General features: G+C 59.9%; 16 protein-coding genes. 7 read left to right on the forward strand and 9 right to left on the reverse strand.

Features of this window, described 5'->3' with window-relative positions; translation table 11 throughout:
- Positions 1 to 3 precede the first annotated feature (3 nt).
- The 6 genes from ACZ5C3_RS01265 (at position 4) to ACZ5C3_RS01290 (ending at position 6042) form a co-directional block, all read left to right on the forward strand.
- Positions 4 to 462 (forward strand): hypothetical protein, encoded by a 459-nt coding sequence (locus ACZ5C3_RS01265; protein ID WP_464034665.1) that lies wholly within the window; start codon positions 4 to 6, stop codon positions 460 to 462.
- Between the two features lie 66 nt (positions 463 to 528).
- Positions 529 to 1368, forward strand: coding sequence for a phosphatase PAP2 family protein (locus tag ACZ5C3_RS01270; protein ID WP_464034667.1), 840 nt, complete (start codon positions 529 to 531; stop codon positions 1366 to 1368).
- A gap of 117 nt (positions 1369 to 1485) precedes the next feature.
- Positions 1486 to 2715: an argininosuccinate synthase gene (locus ACZ5C3_RS01275; protein WP_464034669.1), complete on the forward strand. Its 1230-nt coding sequence runs from the start codon at positions 1486 to 1488 to the stop codon at positions 2713 to 2715.
- 80 nt (positions 2716 to 2795) lie between these two features.
- The gene (locus tag ACZ5C3_RS01280) at positions 2796 to 3035 is read left to right on the forward strand and encodes a hypothetical protein (RefSeq protein WP_464034670.1); all 240 of its coding nucleotides are present in this window, start codon (positions 2796 to 2798) and stop codon (positions 3033 to 3035) included.
- A gap of 152 nt (positions 3036 to 3187) precedes the next feature.
- Entirely contained in the window at positions 3188 to 4951 is a 1764-nt protein-coding gene (locus tag ACZ5C3_RS01285; protein ID WP_464034672.1) for an alkaline phosphatase, read from the forward strand.
- 134 nt (positions 4952 to 5085) lie between these two features.
- The gene (locus ACZ5C3_RS01290; RefSeq protein WP_464034673.1) at positions 5086 to 6042 is read left to right on the forward strand and encodes a homocysteine S-methyltransferase family protein; all 957 of its coding nucleotides are present in this window, start codon (positions 5086 to 5088) and stop codon (positions 6040 to 6042) included.
- A 54-nt stretch (positions 6043 to 6096) separates the two neighbouring features.
- On the opposite strand, the gene ACZ5C3_RS01295 is transcribed toward ACZ5C3_RS01290, so the two are convergent.
- The 3 genes from ACZ5C3_RS01295 to ACZ5C3_RS01305 form a co-directional block, all read right to left on the reverse strand.
- Positions 6097 to 7941 (reverse strand): OmpA family protein, encoded by a 1845-nt coding sequence (locus ACZ5C3_RS01295; protein ID WP_464044447.1) that lies wholly within the window; start codon positions 7939 to 7941, stop codon positions 6097 to 6099.
- A gap of 276 nt (positions 7942 to 8217) precedes the next feature.
- Complete coding sequence (locus tag ACZ5C3_RS01300) at positions 8218 to 8430, reverse strand: hypothetical protein (protein WP_464034679.1); 213 nt, start codon at positions 8428 to 8430, stop codon at positions 8218 to 8220.
- On the reverse strand, positions 8430 to 8900 hold the full coding sequence (locus ACZ5C3_RS01305; RefSeq protein WP_464044448.1) for a pyridoxamine 5'-phosphate oxidase family protein: 471 nt from the start codon (positions 8898 to 8900) through the stop codon (positions 8430 to 8432). The genes ACZ5C3_RS01300 and ACZ5C3_RS01305 overlap by 1 nt, the downstream gene beginning before the upstream one ends.
- A 120-nt stretch (positions 8901 to 9020) precedes the next feature.
- Here ACZ5C3_RS01305 and ACZ5C3_RS01310 point away from each other — a divergent pair, with 120 nt between their 5' ends.
- Positions 9021 to 9398, forward strand: a complete 378-nt coding sequence (locus tag ACZ5C3_RS01310) for an MAPEG family protein (RefSeq protein ID WP_464038466.1) — start codon at positions 9021 to 9023, stop codon at positions 9396 to 9398.
- Position 9399: 1 nt separating this feature from the next.
- Here ACZ5C3_RS01310 and ACZ5C3_RS01315 read toward each other — a convergent pair whose 3' ends face one another.
- The 6 genes from ACZ5C3_RS01315 to sdhA all read right to left on the reverse strand — a co-directional run bounded on the left by ACZ5C3_RS01315 (position 9400) and on the right by sdhA (position 15698).
- On the reverse strand, positions 9400 to 9783 hold the full coding sequence (locus ACZ5C3_RS01315; RefSeq protein ID WP_464044449.1) for a VOC family protein: 384 nt from the start codon (positions 9781 to 9783) through the stop codon (positions 9400 to 9402).
- 28 nt (positions 9784 to 9811) lie between these two features.
- A complete protein-coding gene (locus ACZ5C3_RS01320; RefSeq protein WP_464034681.1) occupies positions 9812 to 10627 on the reverse strand; it encodes an FkbM family methyltransferase in 816 nt (271 codons plus the stop codon).
- 98 nt (positions 10628 to 10725) lie between these two features.
- The gene (locus ACZ5C3_RS01325) at positions 10726 to 11289 is read right to left on the reverse strand and encodes a cytochrome b (protein WP_464034683.1); all 564 of its coding nucleotides are present in this window, start codon (positions 11287 to 11289) and stop codon (positions 10726 to 10728) included.
- Positions 11290 to 11420: 131 nt separating this feature from the next.
- Positions 11421 to 12839: an MFS transporter gene (locus ACZ5C3_RS01330; RefSeq protein ID WP_464034684.1), complete on the reverse strand. Its 1419-nt coding sequence runs from the start codon at positions 12837 to 12839 to the stop codon at positions 11421 to 11423.
- A 213-nt stretch (positions 12840 to 13052) separates the two neighbouring features.
- A complete protein-coding gene (locus ACZ5C3_RS01335) occupies positions 13053 to 13835 on the reverse strand; it encodes a succinate dehydrogenase iron-sulfur subunit (protein ID WP_464034685.1) in 783 nt (260 codons plus the stop codon).
- Between the two features lie 39 nt (positions 13836 to 13874).
- Positions 13875 to 15698, reverse strand: a complete 1824-nt coding sequence (gene sdhA / locus ACZ5C3_RS01340) for a succinate dehydrogenase flavoprotein subunit (protein ID WP_464034687.1) — start codon at positions 15696 to 15698, stop codon at positions 13875 to 13877.
- Positions 15699 to 15700 lie beyond the last annotated feature (2 nt).

The following is a 15700-nucleotide window of genomic DNA, read 5'->3' on the forward strand; positions in this document are numbered from 1 at the left end:
GCGATGGCGCTGATCGGCCGGCTGTTCGCGATTTTCTTCGGCTTCCTGGCGGCGTGTTTCGTTGCAGGAGCCGTCATCGTATATATGCTGCTGTTTCCTGAAATGGACATGCAGTCGCTTGAAGTCGACAGCGGCGCTGTGAATCTCGTCCTCGGCTTCGGCTTTATTCTTCTGAGTGGCTTTGCATTGCTGCCGGCGCTGATTGCCGTCCTGATCACCGAAGCGTTTTCGATCCGGCACATCCTCGCTTATGCGGTTGCAGGCGGCGTCGCGGGCTTGTGCTGCTATCTCGCGTTCATTCCGTTCGATACCGTTACCATGACGTTTGAGGGCATCATCCGCCGCCATCTCGAAGTGATGGTGGGCTCCGGCATTCTCGGTGGCGTGGTTTATTGGATGATTGCGGGACGTAACGCCGGCGCGTGGCGCACGGCATCGGTTCCAGCGCGGCGGCAATCTTAACCCTTCGCCAAATTCCACGATTTGATGCCGCTTTCCATCATGTGTCGTCTCGGCTAGACAGCACCCATGAACAGGACTGGTCTTTTCATTGCACTGGGGCTGACGCTTGTCGTCGGATTGCTGTTCGGACTCTATCCCGAGCTCGACATCAAGATTGCCGCGCTGTTCTTTGATGCAGCGACGAAAACATTCCCCTTAAAAGCAAGCACATGGGCGGCCATTGCGCGAGATGGCGCGATGTGGGTGGCATGGGCCTTCGTGCTGCCGGCGTTGATCACCTTCGTCGTGAAGTTGCTCCGGCCAGTCAAGCCGCTGATGATGTCCGGCCGCGCGATGGTGTTTCTGCTCGTGACAATGCTGCTTTCGGCGATCGTGCTGTCGAACATTGTATTCAAGGGCTATTGGGGCCGACCACGTCCCGTTGTCGTCACGCAGTTCGACGGCAAACTGGATTTCGTGCCGTGGTGGGATCCACGCGGCAAATGCCCGAAGAACTGCTCTTTCTTCTCCGGTGAAGGCGCGACTGCATTCTGGACTTACGCACCTGCCGCGCTGACCCCGCCGGCGTGGCGGCCAGCGGCTTATGTTGCTGCAACAGCATTCGGCCTTGCGACAGGAGGCCTGCGGATGGCATTCGGCGGCCACTTCGCCACCGATGTGCTGTTCTCGGGGATTGTCTCGTTTCTTGTGGTCTGGCTCGCTTATGCCTTGATCTATCGCTGGCCGTCCACCCGGCTGACGGATTACGGCATCGATATCTGGCTGACGCGCTTGGCGTGGCCTGGCTACCGCTGGCGGCAAAAACTGCTGGGACGGGACATTGGCGACGCGCCCCGCATTCGCCCCGGAACGGATGCCCCGAACAATGGGCAGGTCCCATCGGATAGCACCCGCGCGGCTCTCTGATCTTGCGTCAGAGGGCGTTCCGCATATAGTCCGGCCAAATTCGCTAGTGTCCGGGTTCTGAAATTCGTATCAGATCCACCGCACTAGGCCGTTTGCCGCAAATTCCATAGGATTTTCATGAGTAAAAATGTGAAGAAGGTCGTGCTCGCCTATTCGGGCGGGTTGGACACCTCGATCATTCTGAAATGGCTGCAGACCACCTACGGCTGCGAGGTCGTCACCTTCACCGCGGACCTCGGCCAAGGCGAGGAACTCGAGCCGGCACGTCAGAAGGCGCTGCTGCTCGGCATCAAGCCGGAAAACATCTTCATCGAAGACTTGCGCGAGGAATTCGTTCGCGATTACGTCTTCCCGATGTTCCGTGCCAACGCGGTGTATGAGGGGCAGTACCTGCTCGGCACCTCGATCGCCCGTCCTTTGATCGCCAAGAAGCAGATCGAGATCGCGGAAAAGACCGGCGCCGATGCCGTTTCTCATGGCGCGACAGGCAAGGGCAACGATCAGGTTCGCTTTGAGCTTGGCTATTACGCCTTGAAGCCGGATATCACCATCATCGCGCCATGGCGTGAATGGGATCTGCGGTCGCGAGAACAGCTGATCGCGTTTGCTGAGCAGAACCAGATTCCAATCGCAAAGGACAAGCGCGGCGAAGCGCCGTTCTCGGTGGACGCGAACCTCCTGCATGCGTCGTCCGAGGGCAAGGTGCTGGAAGATCCTGCGCAGGAAGTGCCTGACTACGTCTATTCGCGTACCATCGATCCGCAGTCGGCACCTGATACGCCCACCGTCATCTCCATCGATTTCGAGAAGGGCGATCCGGTCGCCATCGACGGCAAGAAGATGTCGCCTGCCACCTTGCTGGCGAAGCTCAACGAGCTCGGCAAGGCCAACGGCATCGGCCGTCTCGATCTCGTAGAGAATCGTTTCGTCGGCATGAAGTCGCGCGGCATGTATGAAACGCCAGGCGGCACTATCCTGCTGCAGGCTCATCGCGGCATCGAGCAGATCACGCTCGATCGCGGCGCAGGGCATCTGAAAGATGAGCTCATGCCGAAATATGCCGAGCTGATCTACAACGGCTTCTGGTTCTCACCCGAGCGCGAGATGCTGCAGGCCGCGATCGACCACAGCCAGCAGCTCGTCACCGGTCAGGTTCGGCTCAAGCTCTACAAGGGCAACGTCATTCTCATTGGCCGTGATAGCCCGTATTCGCTCTACGATCAGGACCTCGTCACCTTCGAGGAAGGTGCCGTGGCTTACGATCACCGCGATGCCGCCGGCTTCATCAAGCTCAATGCGCTGCGCCTGCGTACGCTCGGACAGCGCAAGAAGAAGCTGGGATTGTAAGTATCCTGGACTGCTGTTGACACAATTCCTCTCCTGGCACCGCGTGTCGGGAGAGACGAACTCATGAAATGGGACTCCACATGGCATGGGAACACGTAGCGCCGGACGGCGAAATCTTCTCTCCTCATCTGTATCCCAACGGGCTTTACCGTGTGGCAGATCCTGCCTTGGGCGACGTGAAGCATCACGCCAAGAACCAGCTTTCAGCCAGAGAAGATCAGATTGAAAGTTATTTGCAGCGCGGTTTCTGGTTGCGCATGAAAGGCGATGTCGGCGGAAAAGTGAACCTGATCCCGCCCGCTGAGATCAAGCGGACTTGATTCAATAGTCGCCATTGCAGGCAGTGATATCTGCGACATGGTGATGCAGTCGTGGATGAGACGGGAGTCATCTCGGCGGGATAGTCGAATGCTATAGGTTTGTACTGCGGGTAAACAGCGTTACCCGCTCTGTGCAATCCGGGATGTCGATAATGTCCAAGCCAATAGCGGCTATTGCCGTCGTGGCCTTCCTTTCAGCATCGTCCGCATGGGCGCAAACGATCTACCCGATCGACCGCGCCGAAATTCTTTCCGGCGCGCGTTTCGACTTCAAGGTCGAGTTTCCGGATCGCGTTGAGGCCGACAAGATCAAGGTTCTGATCAACGGCGAAGATCACGCTGCGGCGTTCGGCCGGTCCGCGGCTTATGTCGCGCGTGAGGACGACAAGGATCAGTCGGCGTTGATCCTGCGCGATGTTTCTCTGTCAAAGCCCGGTCGCTACATCATCGAAGTCAGTGACGGCGAACGCAGCCGCGCCGTGTCGTGGAACGTTTACGGCACGGGACTGCGCAAGGCGAAGAATGTGATCCTGTTCATCGGTGATGGAATGTCGCCCGCGCATCGCGTCGCCGCGCGTCTGTTGTCCAAGGGAATCGCGGAAGGCAAGAGCCTCGGCAAACTCGCCATGGACGACATGCCGCATATGGCGCTGGTGGCGACCGCGGGCTCGGATTCCATCATCACCGATTCAGCGAATTCTGCGAGTGCCTACGCCACGGGTCACAAGTCTGCGGTCAACGCTATGGGCGTTTATGCCGACCGCACTGCCAATCCGTTCGATGATCCGAAGGTTGAGACCATCACCAGCCTCGCGAGACGGCAGCGTGATCTTGCAATCGGGATTGTCACCAACACCGAGATCGAGGATGCGACGCCTGCGGCGATGTTGGTGCATACGCGTCGCCGCGCTGCTTACAACGAGATCGTTGAGCAGTATTTCGCGGCGAAACCGGACGTGCTGATGGGCGGTGGCCGCGCGAATTTTCTGCCGCAGAGCGCGGGCGCGGCGTCGAAGCGCAAGGACGATGTTGATTACGTCGCACGTTTTCGCGATGTTGGTTACGCTATGGCGGCGACGGCAGGTGAGCTCAGCGCAGTGGCTGCGAAATCCGACACGCGCAAACTGCTGGGCCTGTTTGCGCCCGGCAACATGGACGGCGTGTTGGATCGAAAGTTCTTAAAAGGTGGCAGCGTTGCGAAATTTCCGGAGCAGCCTGATTTGACCGAACAGGTGCAGGCCGCGTTGACTATTCTGTCGCGTAACGAGGCTGGCTTCTTCCTGATGGTGGAGTCCGGCCTTATCGACAAATATGCCCACGCGCTCGATATGGAACGCTCGGTCTACGACACCATCATGCTCGACAACGCCGTCCGGCTGGCGCGTGACTGGGCCAAGAAGAACGGCGACGAGACTTTGATCCTTGTGACGTCCGATCACAATCATCCCAATAGTCTTGTTGGGACGATCAACGACGATATGGCGGCGGCATCCGACAAGCCGTTACGCGAACGTATCGGCGTCTATGAGAAGGCCGGCTTCCCGAACTATCCAGCGCCCGACGAGGATGGTTATCCATCAAAAGTGGATGTCAGCCGGCGGCTCGCGATCTTTTCCGCAAGCCTCCCGGATCACTACGAGACCTTGCGGCCGAAACTCGACAGTCCGAACGAGCCGACCGAGAAGGGTGACGCCCCGAATACCTACAAAGCCAACGAGAAGTACAAGAGCGTCCCGGGAGCGGCGCTTCGGCTCGGCAACCTCCCGGCGATGATGGGGGCGAGCGTGCATTCCGGCGAAGATGTGATTCTGACTGCGATGGGACCGGGCAGTGAGCGGGTGCACGGTTCGCTGGATAATACGGATGTCTTCCGCATCATGGCGGACGCGCTGGGCCTTGCACCGCAAACACCGTAGCGCTTCTTTCGCTCAAGTGGGGCTGTGGAACTATCAGCTTTCAGTCAGCCCGCGACAACATGCGGCACCTCTCTCGGCTAGCCGAAAACATTGTCCATCCAACATAGAAGCGGATCAGCGCTCGGAGAGCTTCCATGGCCAAATACCGCCACAGCCTGCCGCAGATGGAAAGCATGACGTTCCTCAGCGATGGCGGCATGGAAACAACGCTGATTTTCCATCACGGGATCGACCTGCCTCACTTCGCATCATTCGTTCTGCTCGACACGCCAGACGGCAGAAAGCATCTGGTCGACTACTACGAAAACTATCTCGCCATCGCGCGGGATCATCGGGTGGGCTTCGTGCTGGATACGGCAACGTGGCGCGCCAATGCTGACTGGGGCGGCAAGCTCGACTATGACTCGCAAGGACTGAGGGCGATCAACACCGCGGCGGTCGCGATGTTGGAGCGTCTGCGCGACAAATGGGAAACGAGCGATACGCCTTGCGTGATCAGCGGCGCGGTTGGTCCGCGTGGTGACGGCTACAAGGCCGGCCGCATGGATGCGCGTGAGGCAGAAGATTATCACCGGCCCCAGATCGAGGCGTTTGAGACGGCCGGTGCCGATATCGTCACGGCCTACACGATGAACAATGTGGATGAAGCGATCGGCATCGTGCGCGCCGCGAAAGCGTGCGATATTCCATGTGCGATCTCTTTTACGGTTGAGACAGATGGCCGTCTTGCCACAGGCTCGACCTTGCGTGAGGCTGTTGAAACAACAGATGCCGAGACGGGCAGCTATCCCGCCTACTACATGATCAATTGTGCGCATCCGATGCATTTCGAAAGCGCTCTTAAGACGGGTGAGTCCTGGTTGTCGCGGATACATGGTGTCAAGGCTAATGCATCAACGAAGAGCCACGCGGAACTTGATGAATCCGAGACACTCGATGCCGGCGATCCGGTTGATCTCGGGCGCCGCTACAATGACCTGCGGCGGTCAATTCCGACAATGCGGATTCTCGGCGGTTGCTGCGGCACGGATCACCGCCATGTCGCAGCGATCTGCGAGGCCTGCCTGCCGCCACGCGCGCTCAGCGCTTGACCACAAAAAATGGCCGGGATTGTCCCCGGCCATTTTGATTTCTTGAATGGTTGATCAGCGTGGCGGTGCGGTGCCCGGAGGAGGCGGCGGCAGTGATGCCTGCCCACCATTCAGCAAAGGCGTGATGTTACGGATGGTGACGCGCCGGTTGATACGGCTCGGACCGTCCGTCTGCTCCTTTAAGTACTGCTCGCCGTAGCCCTGCGAGGTGAGATTTTCCGCAGGCACACCGAATTGCTGGGTCAGCAACGTTGCAGCGGACTCGGCGCGTCGATCTGACAGCGACAGATTGTCGATGTCGCTGCCGACCGCGTCGGTATGTCCTTCGATCAGGAATACCGCGCGCGGATTGCGCTGGATCGCACGATTGAGTCCGTCCGCGATCGCTTGCAGCTTCGCTGCCTGATCGGGCGGAATGTCCCATGATCCAGTCTCGAAGTTGATGGTGTCGAGATCGATACTCGGCATGCGCTGACGGACCGACGGGCTGTAGCGGATTTCGTCGAGCGAGTATGCCCGCTCGATGCGGTCCACCGGTGGCGCGATCAGCGTGTCGTAGATCAGCTCAGGCGGCGCGCCTTCGGCTTCGACGATATAGCGATCCTGCGGGATGCGAAGTACCGGCGGCGGTAGCGCCACGAAGAAGCCGCCGATGCCGCGTGGACCGCGAGGCCGGTTGTCGATGATGATCACCTCGCGCCCGTCCGGACCACGCCGGATGCGGCGAAGCAATCCACCATCGGGATCGTTGACCGTGATGATCTGCGAGCCGTCCGGGCGAACCACAATGGTTTGCATGTCGTTGCCCTGGCGGGTCACGCGGACGTCACGCGCGCCGTACCGGAAGCGGTCGACATCATTGTGCCGGACGAAGGATTGCCCGTTGGGATCCTGAACGATCACGCGGCCCGGTTCGGTGATGACCGTGCGTCCGCCGACCGTCGATTGCTGGCGCTGGCTGCGGAAATCATCCATCCGTCCAACAGGGCGCATACCAGGCTGTTGTACCGGGATGGGAGCGGCCTGAACCGCAGGTGCTGGCGGCAACGGTGCTGCTACCGGCGCTGCAGCTGGCGCAGCTGGTGTGCCTGCCGGCATGCCGGGCGGCGGCGCGAAGCGCTGCGTGCGACGTTCTCCGGGTTGGCCGGGCGCAGGTTGTTGACCCGGTGCAGGTGCGGTGGCTGGAGCTTGCGGAGCTGCGCCTGGCGCAGGCGCCGCAGAGGGACGTGCACCGGGCTGGCCCGGAGCAGGTGTCGGTGCGGCAGCCGGAGGCGTCGCCGGCCGTCCATTCGGCGCGGTCTCGGGGGCGCGTTGAGGCGTGACATCGCGCACGCCGGGGGCGACAGGCGCTGCATTCGGAGCCTGCTGCCGTTGAAACTGCGGTGCTGCCTTCTCGGCGGGACCCGGAGTTGGGTGAGGGGCTGCGGCCGGCGGCGCGCTTGTCGAAGGTGCTGCCTTTGGTGCCTGGGGCGGCGGTGGAGGAGCTGCTTTTGGAGCCTCAGGCGCGGGCGCGGCCTTGGGCGCCGCAGGAGGTGGCGTTGGGGCAGCTTTGGGAGCAGCCGGTGGTGGAGCAGCATGCGGCGGTGCGGGCGGTGCCGGAGGCGCGGCTTTCGGCGCAGCTGGCGGAGGCGGCGCAGTTGGATGAGCAGGAGGTGCGGGCGGCGCTTTTGGTGCGGCGGCAGGAGGTGCGGCGTGCGGCGGCGGTGGAGCAGCCTTCGGTGGTGCAGGAGGCGCTGCCTTGGGTGGCGCTTTCGGCGCAGCCTTTTGATCTTCGGGAGCTGGCGCTGCCGCTTGTGCAACGATGAAAGAGGACGCCGTCTCGGCATGAGCCGAAAGATGTGGAATCTGCGCGGCTGCGATTGCAGTCGTCGTCAGCAGGATCATTCGAAAGTTTTTCATGTTGTCCTGTGTGTGAGGGGAGAATCAGTGCGGGAGGATGCCGCTCTCAGCATCGCATATTTGTGCTCGATGTTTAGCCGATAGTGATTAGGCGGCAGCAATGTGGCGAAGCTGCTCGATGATTCGACTATTTTGCATGGAACGCGAGATTGCTGCATCGGGAATGAATGGGCGTTAAGTTTCGTTGCTGAAATCGACATCGCTCATAGCGACATCGGCTCACCGAAACCCGTGCTTCCTTGTCTAGCTCTTGCGATGCTCGCGCGACTTGCGGGATTAGGTCTGCGGCTTCGGTCCACGAACTGGGAGCTCGTCAGGCGTGCGACCGGGAAGCTCGTTCGGATGCGATGGCTCCGCCGGATCATTCATTGGCGGCGGCACTTCCGGACGTGGATTGCCGGGTGGGCTTTCAGATGGCGGCTCGGTTGGTTGTCCCGGAGTAGACGGTGGAATCTCTTCCGGATCACCCATCGTCGAAATATTCACCATCACATCGCAACCTTGCGGTTCTCGCCCATATCGGGACGCGAACCCGTCATTGCCGCAACTGCCATCTTCACTGTGCTCACGACCTTCCCCGGCGTGTCCCAATATTCCGCGTGTGTTGGTTCGACTTTGAGCAGACAAATGTTCGGATCATCCGCGGATGACCACCATGCTTTTGCCCATGGAGACCAGAGCTCCTTGATCTTCGCGCGATCGTTGGAAACGGATGCTTCACCGGTGATGGACACATACTTCTCGCTGCTCGTGTCAGCGAAGGCGAGGCACACTGTCGGAAATTTCCTAACGTCATCGTCCTTGTGGTGTCGCTTGTCGGCAAGGAAATAGAACGCGTTTTCATCGCGGGCGACATGCGCACTCATTGGCCGCGAATGCGGCTTCTCACCGTCCCAGCTCGCGAACATCGCGATGGATATCTTGTCTGCCAATTCCCATACGCGATCTGATTCGCTCATCGTTATCTCCTTTGATTCTGGAGTTAACGTTCAGGTGAATGCGATGTTCCTCAGGAACCACGTTGACAGCGACATCGAAACGTCGTGACAGTGATTGCGGAACAAGGAGCTGGAGTGTCGATGCCGTTTGCTTACTGGTGTGTCTTGATCGCAGCGCTGCTGCCGATTGTCTGGGCCAAATATGCGAAGACGGGATTCGTTGGCGACAATCGCCATCCGCGGGACATCGTCGACAGTTTGCCGCCACAGAAGCGCCGCGCCTATGCCGCGCATCAGAATGCGTTTGAGAGCTTCCCGTTCTTTGCTGCCGCTGTGATCATTGCCATCACGCAGGGGGCGTCGGTTGGTGTGGTGAATGCACTTGCCGGATCGTATGTCCTGCTGCGCATCGTGCACGGATGCCTGTATGTTAGCGATCAGCCGTCGTTGCGCTCACTCGTGTTCGCAGCGTCGTTCGCTGTGAACATCGCAATCTTTCTGTCGCCGATCTTCAAATAGATCATTCAGGCGCGTGGCAGACGGCCTCGATGTTGTGGCCGTCATGATCGAACACGAATGCTGCGTAGTAGTTCGCATGATAGTGCGCGCGTAGACCGGGTCCGCCGTTATCTCGTCCACCCGCAGCAAGCGCTGCTTTGTGAAAGGCATCGACAGCGGCGCGATCGTCAGTCGTGATGGCGATGTGAACGGGCTTGTTGAGCCCGCCTTCCCCCCCGATCCAGAAATCCGGCTTGCCGTTGATCCCGAAGCCTGCTGCGGGAGCATCGTTCTGGTCCTGGCTCACCTCCATGATGAGGCTGTAACCAAGCGGTGCGAGAGCCTTGGTATAGAAAGTCTTCGCGCGTTCGTAGTCGGAAACAGGGAAGCCGATGTGGTCGATCATGCGAGCCTCTTGTAAGAACTAGAAGCGGTCAGCGTCGTACCAAGAGCGTGTTGCTGCGTGTCTTGCCGGCGACAGCATAGCCCCGCGAAATCATATCGGCGATGCAATCGTCGAGCCATGCCTTTCGTTCCAGATGCTCGATGGCGATCGCCTGCGGCCAAAGGGATTGCGGCGCATCACGGAAGAACCCTGTCAGCACACGGTCTTCATAACCTTCCACGTCGATCTTGAGTGCGTGTACCTGCGTAATTCCGGCATCTTGCAGGATTGTTAGGAGGCGATGTGCCGGTACTTTGAAACCGGTGGTGGTCGAGATGTGACTGGCGCCGAGGTTCTCGCCGTCGGTCTCAATCATTAGTTCGCCGTCGATGTCGCCGGCGGCAGCCCGGACGAGGGTCAGGTTTTTCAAAGCCGAAGCCGTTGCATTAAATGCGAGCCGCGCGTTACTGACGGGATGTGGTTCGATTGCAATGACGCGGCCTGTGGCTCCGACGTGCTTTGCGAGCGCGACGGCATAGGTGCCGACGTTGGCGCCGACATCAATGAAAGTCGCTCCTTGCGGAGCGTGCTCGCGGAGGAAATCGAGTTCGGGAAGATTGTAGTCGGGGTTGAACAGCGCGCCGCGCTCTGTACCGCTCGCCAGATGATGCAGGCGGAATGATGCGCCCTGATAGGTCGCGTCAATAGGGCCTGCTCCCAACAGATGGACGAGCCGCGACAGCCAGGGGCGGAAGGCGCCGCGCTTCAGGCCGGAACCATGGGCGGCTGCGATGACGAGACGTTGCATAGCGTTTGGCGCGTGTGCGCCGAACGGTTCTTGGTCGCTGTGAGATTGGTTGCTCATTCAGGTTTCATCGCGCGGGAAGCAGCACGATTCAAGAAGAAAAGCGAGGTGGAGGCGAACTCCGGCCTTCTGCGTCCTGAAATCCAACCTTATCGTCCTTACTGAATCTGCTGCCTGCCGGGCCACATCCGCCGCAGGACGGAGGTCTTGAGAACATAGTGATGAAGGAGCGCTGCGATTGCATGCAGCAGCGCGACAGCCATGATGACATTCGCACAGAGATCATGCCAATTGTTGATCGTCTTCCGTAAGTCGCTGTCACCCATCCTTGGAAACCGCCAGATGTTGAATATTGGCGATGCGTGGGTGAACACGTTGATCACACCGAGCACGACGACGGCAGCGAGGAGCAGATAGAGCAACCAGTGGACGGCGCGGGCCAGCAACTCGAGTGTGCTGTGATCGACAGAGGGAAGTTTCCGTCCGTTCGTCACTCGCCAAACAATCCGCGCGATTAATACACAGGCTAGCGTCGCACCGAGCAGGATATGCACCGACCACATATCGAGCCGCAGTGGGCCTCGCGGCATAAAGCCGATTGTTCGACCCATCAGCCAAAGGATCGAGACGAGGGCCGCTGTCGCCCAATGTAGCCGGATCGTAACTTTGTCGTAGGTGTCGGGGACGGTGTTGATGGATGCGAGTGTCGTGTCGTTCTTCATTTGGTCGGGTAATCTGCATTTGTGGGAAAGAAGGGCCAAAACGGCCCACAACTTATCTACGCTTGTAAGTAGGGACGATGACGTATTCGCGGGTGCTCACGTAATCCTGATGGGCCGCAGTTAGATTGCTTCTAATGCGGATGGTCCGCTGGGATCAGCAGAAACGCACTGAAAGATGCCGCCACGCACGCCAGCGCGCCTGCAATTGCGGCGCCTTTTGCCGCGGACAGAAGCGCTGGCCCGGTCATGACCAGCACCGATCCAATCAGCGCCGTTGCGACCAATCCGCCATTGCGTGCGACAGCGCTGTTCAATCCGGATGCCGCGCCGACGTGAGGCGGATCGACGGACATCAGAACTGCGGTTGTCAGTGGCGCAACGCTCGTTGCCATCCCCACCGCGATCATCACCATCGCGGGGAATACATCCTGCCAATAGTTTTCGCCTTGTCCCATCCGAAGTAAGAGCAGAAAGCCGAGGGCGACAATGATCGGCCCAAGGGTGAGGGGCATACGTGGCCCGATCTTCGCAGAGAACGCACCGGTGACCGGCGAGGCGAGGGCAATCACGAGAGGGAGCGGCAACAGCGCGGCGCCCGCGCCGGTCGCTGAGTAGCCGCCGGCCGTAATGAGCACGTAAGGCACCACCACAAACACGCCGCCGAGCGCGCCATAAAGCAGGAAAGTCAGCAAGGTCAGTCCAACAAAGCTTGGGGATCCGAACAACGCGAGCGGCAGCATCGCCCCTTCGCCGCAACGGTGCTCGAACAGCACAAACCCGGCCAGAAGAAGAATGCCCACGAACAATGTTGCCAATGCAGGCAGCGACCAGCCGTATGCGGAGCCTTGCGTCAGCGCCCAGGTGGTCACACCAAGCCCAGCAGTTGCAAGGAGCCCGCCGATCCAATCCAACGATTCAGAATCGCGATCTTGATCTGCAGGGACAAAGACGTATGTCAGCGCGATAGCGGCCGCTGCCAGCGGCAGATTGATCAGGAAGATCAGCCGCCAACTGCCGACATCGATCAGCCATCCGCCAAGAACCGGTCCGATGGCGCCGGCCGCGGCGCCGACAGCGGCCCAAATCCCGATTGCACGGCCTTTGGCTTCACCGGAAAAGCTTTGTCCTAGTATTGCGAGGCTGTTCGGCATCAGCATCGCGGCGCTGACGCCCTGTAGGAATCGCGCGACGAATAGCGCGGTGAGATTTGATGCGAGCGCGCAAGCCAGTGAGGCGAGCGCGAACAGCGCCACGCCTGCGATCAGCAAACGTCTACGGCCATAGCGGTCGCCGGCGGCTCCGCCCAGGAGAAGCAGCGCGCTTAATGGCAGCAGATAGGCGTTCACGATCCACTGCAGGTCGCTGACATTGGCCTTGAAGCTTGCGCCGATCGCTGGAAGGCCAACATTCACGACCGATCCGTCGATGAGCGCTAAACTCGAGGCGAGGACCGTGCTGGCAATGACGAGCCGGGGATGGCCGGTCTCACGCGCGCAATCCGCAGCTTTTGCGGCTGCGACATCGCAGGATGCGTACAGGCCGTTGCTCATGGTTGCTTGTACGAAAATTCGCTGAACGAAACAAATGAGTCGGGATGCTGCCAAGCCGCGATCCGCTGTTGCGTCTCGCAGGGAATCGTATGAGCGGAGGAACTAGGCCTGAAATAATTTGAGGCGGTGAAAGCAATTTCACCGCCTCAAGACTACGTTGTCGCTTGTGACGGAACTCGATCGCCAACGCGGCGAGCAAGTTCTTCCTGAAGATCAAACCTGCCGTTCGACCATTTTAAGCTTGAGGTCGGCGATCGCCTCAGAAGGATTAAGCCCCTTCGGGCACGCCTTGGCGCAGTTCATGATGGTGTGGCAGCGATAGAGCCGGAACGGATCTTCCAGATTGTCGAGACGTTCGCCCGTGGCTTCATCGCGGCTGTCGTTGACCCATCGGTCGGCCTGCAGCAGAGCAGCGGGGCCGAGGAAGCGTTCGCTGTTCCACCAATAGCTCGGGCAGGATGTCGAGCAGCATGCGCAGAGGATACATTCATAAAGACCGTCGAGCTTCTTGCGATCTTCAGGAGACTGCTTCCACTCCTTCTGCGGTGTCGCCGTCGTGGTGTGGAGCCAGGGCTCGATCGACGCATACTGCGCGTAGAAGTTGGTCAGATCCGGCACAAGGTCTTTCACCACCGGCTGGTGCGGCAGCGGATTGACCTTCAATGCGCCGTCGTCGACATCGTGCATCGATTTGGTGCAGGCCAGCGTGTTCTGGCCGTCGATGTTCATGGCGCATGAACCGCAAACGCCTTCACGGCAGGAGCGGCGGAAGGTCAGCGTCGGATCGATGTTGTTCTTGATCCAGATCAGACCGTCGAGAACCATCGGGCCGCAATCGTCGGTGTTGACATGATAGGTGTCGACACTTGGATTTTTGCCGTCATCCGGATTCCAGCGATACACCTTGAACTCGCGCGTATTCACAGCACCGGCTGGCTTCGGCCACTCCTTGCCGCCGGTGATCTTCGAGTTCTTCGGAAGTGCGAATTCAACCATCTCTCGGACTTTCGCTTAGGCGTTCGTTAAATCAGGCGATCAGTACACACGCGCTTTTGGCGGGATGTACTGGACGTCGTTGGTCATCGTGTAGTCGTGCACCGGCCGGTAATCGATAGTCGACGCTCCCTTGTCGTCCATCCATGACAGCGTGTGCTTCATCCAGTTCTTGTCGTCGCGCTCGGAGTAGTCCTCGCGGGCGTGAGCGCCGCGGCTCTCAGTGCGGTTTGCTGCCGAGTCCATGGTCACGACGGCCTGAACGATCAAGTTGTCGAACTCGAGGGTCTCGATCAGATCGGAGTTCCAGACCAGCGAACGATCGGACACTGCAATGTCTTTAATGCCACCGTGCACCTTGTGGATCAGATCCTTGCCTTCGTTGAGAACTTCGCCGGTGCGGAACACCGCGCAGTTGTTCTGCATCACCCGCTGCATGTTATCGCGCAGCTTCGCGGTCGGCGTGCCGCCGGACGAGTAGCGATAGTGGTCAAGGCGGCTGAGAGCGAGGTCGGCAGAGTTCGCCGGCAAATCCGGCTGCTTCGCATTCGGCGTCAGCTTTTCGGCGCAGCGCAGTGCGGCGGCACGGCCGAACACCACGAGGTCGATCAGCGAGTTCGAGCCGAGGCGGTTGGCACCATGCACCGACACGCAGGCCGCTTCGCCGACAGCCATCAGGCCCGGCACGATTGCATTGTCGTCGCCGTTCTTCTTGGTGACGACTTCGGCGTGGAAGTTCGTCGGGATGCCGCCCATGTTGTAATGCACCGTCGGCACGATCGGGATCGGCTGACGGGTGACATCGACGTTGGCGAAAATCTTGGCCGATTCCGAGATGCCGGGCAGGCGCTCGTGCAACACCTTCGGATCGAGGTGATCCAGGTGCAGATAGATGTGATCCTTGTTCTTACCGACGCCGCGGCCTTCACGGATTTCGATAGTCATGGCGCGAGACACCACGTCACGCGAAGCAAGATCCTTCGCGGAAGGAGCGTAGCGCTCCATGAAGCGTTCGCCTTCGGAATTGACGAGATAGCCACCTTCGCCGCGCGCACCTTCGGTGATCAGACAGCCTGAGCCATAGATGCCGGTCGGGTGGAATTGAACGAACTCCATATCCTGCATCGGAAGGCCCGCACGCAGCACCATGCCGCCGCCGTCGCCGGTGCAGGTATGAGCCGAGGTGCAGGAGAAGTAGGCGCGACCATAACCGCCGGTGGCGAGGATCGTGGTCTGTGCGCGGAAGCGATGCAGCGTACCGTCATCAAGCTTGAGCGCGATGACACCGCGGCACACGCCCTGATCGTCCATGATCAGATCGATGGCGAAGTATTCGATGAAGAATTCCGCCGAGTGGCGCAGCGCCTGGCCATACATCGTATGCAGCATGGCGTGACCGGTGCGGTCGGCCGCGGCGCAGGTCCGTTGAGCCTGGCCCTTGCCGTAATCGATGGTCATGCCGCCGAACGGGCGCTGATAGATCTTGCCGTCTTCGGTACGGGAGAACGGAACACCCCAGTGCTCCAGTTCGTAGACAGCTTCAGGTGCATTGCGCACCATGTATTCGATCGAGTCCTGATCGCCGAGCCAGTCCGACCCCTTCACGGTGTCGTACATATGCCAGCGCCAGTCGTCCTTGTGCATATTGCCGAGGGAGGCCGAAATGCCGCCCTGAGCAGCAACTGTGTGCGAGCGAGTCGGGAACACCTTGGTGATGCAGGCCGTGCGCAGGCCGGCCTCGCTGCAGCCGACAACGGCGCGCAGACCAGCGCCGCCGGCGCCCACAACAACGACATCAAAAGTGTGATCTTCGATCGCGTAGGCTTGGCCGTTGGCGGCCGGAGCGCCGTTGGCTTGGGTGCCCATGC

This window comes from Afipia dichlorophenoxyacetatis (assembly GCF_055386385.1).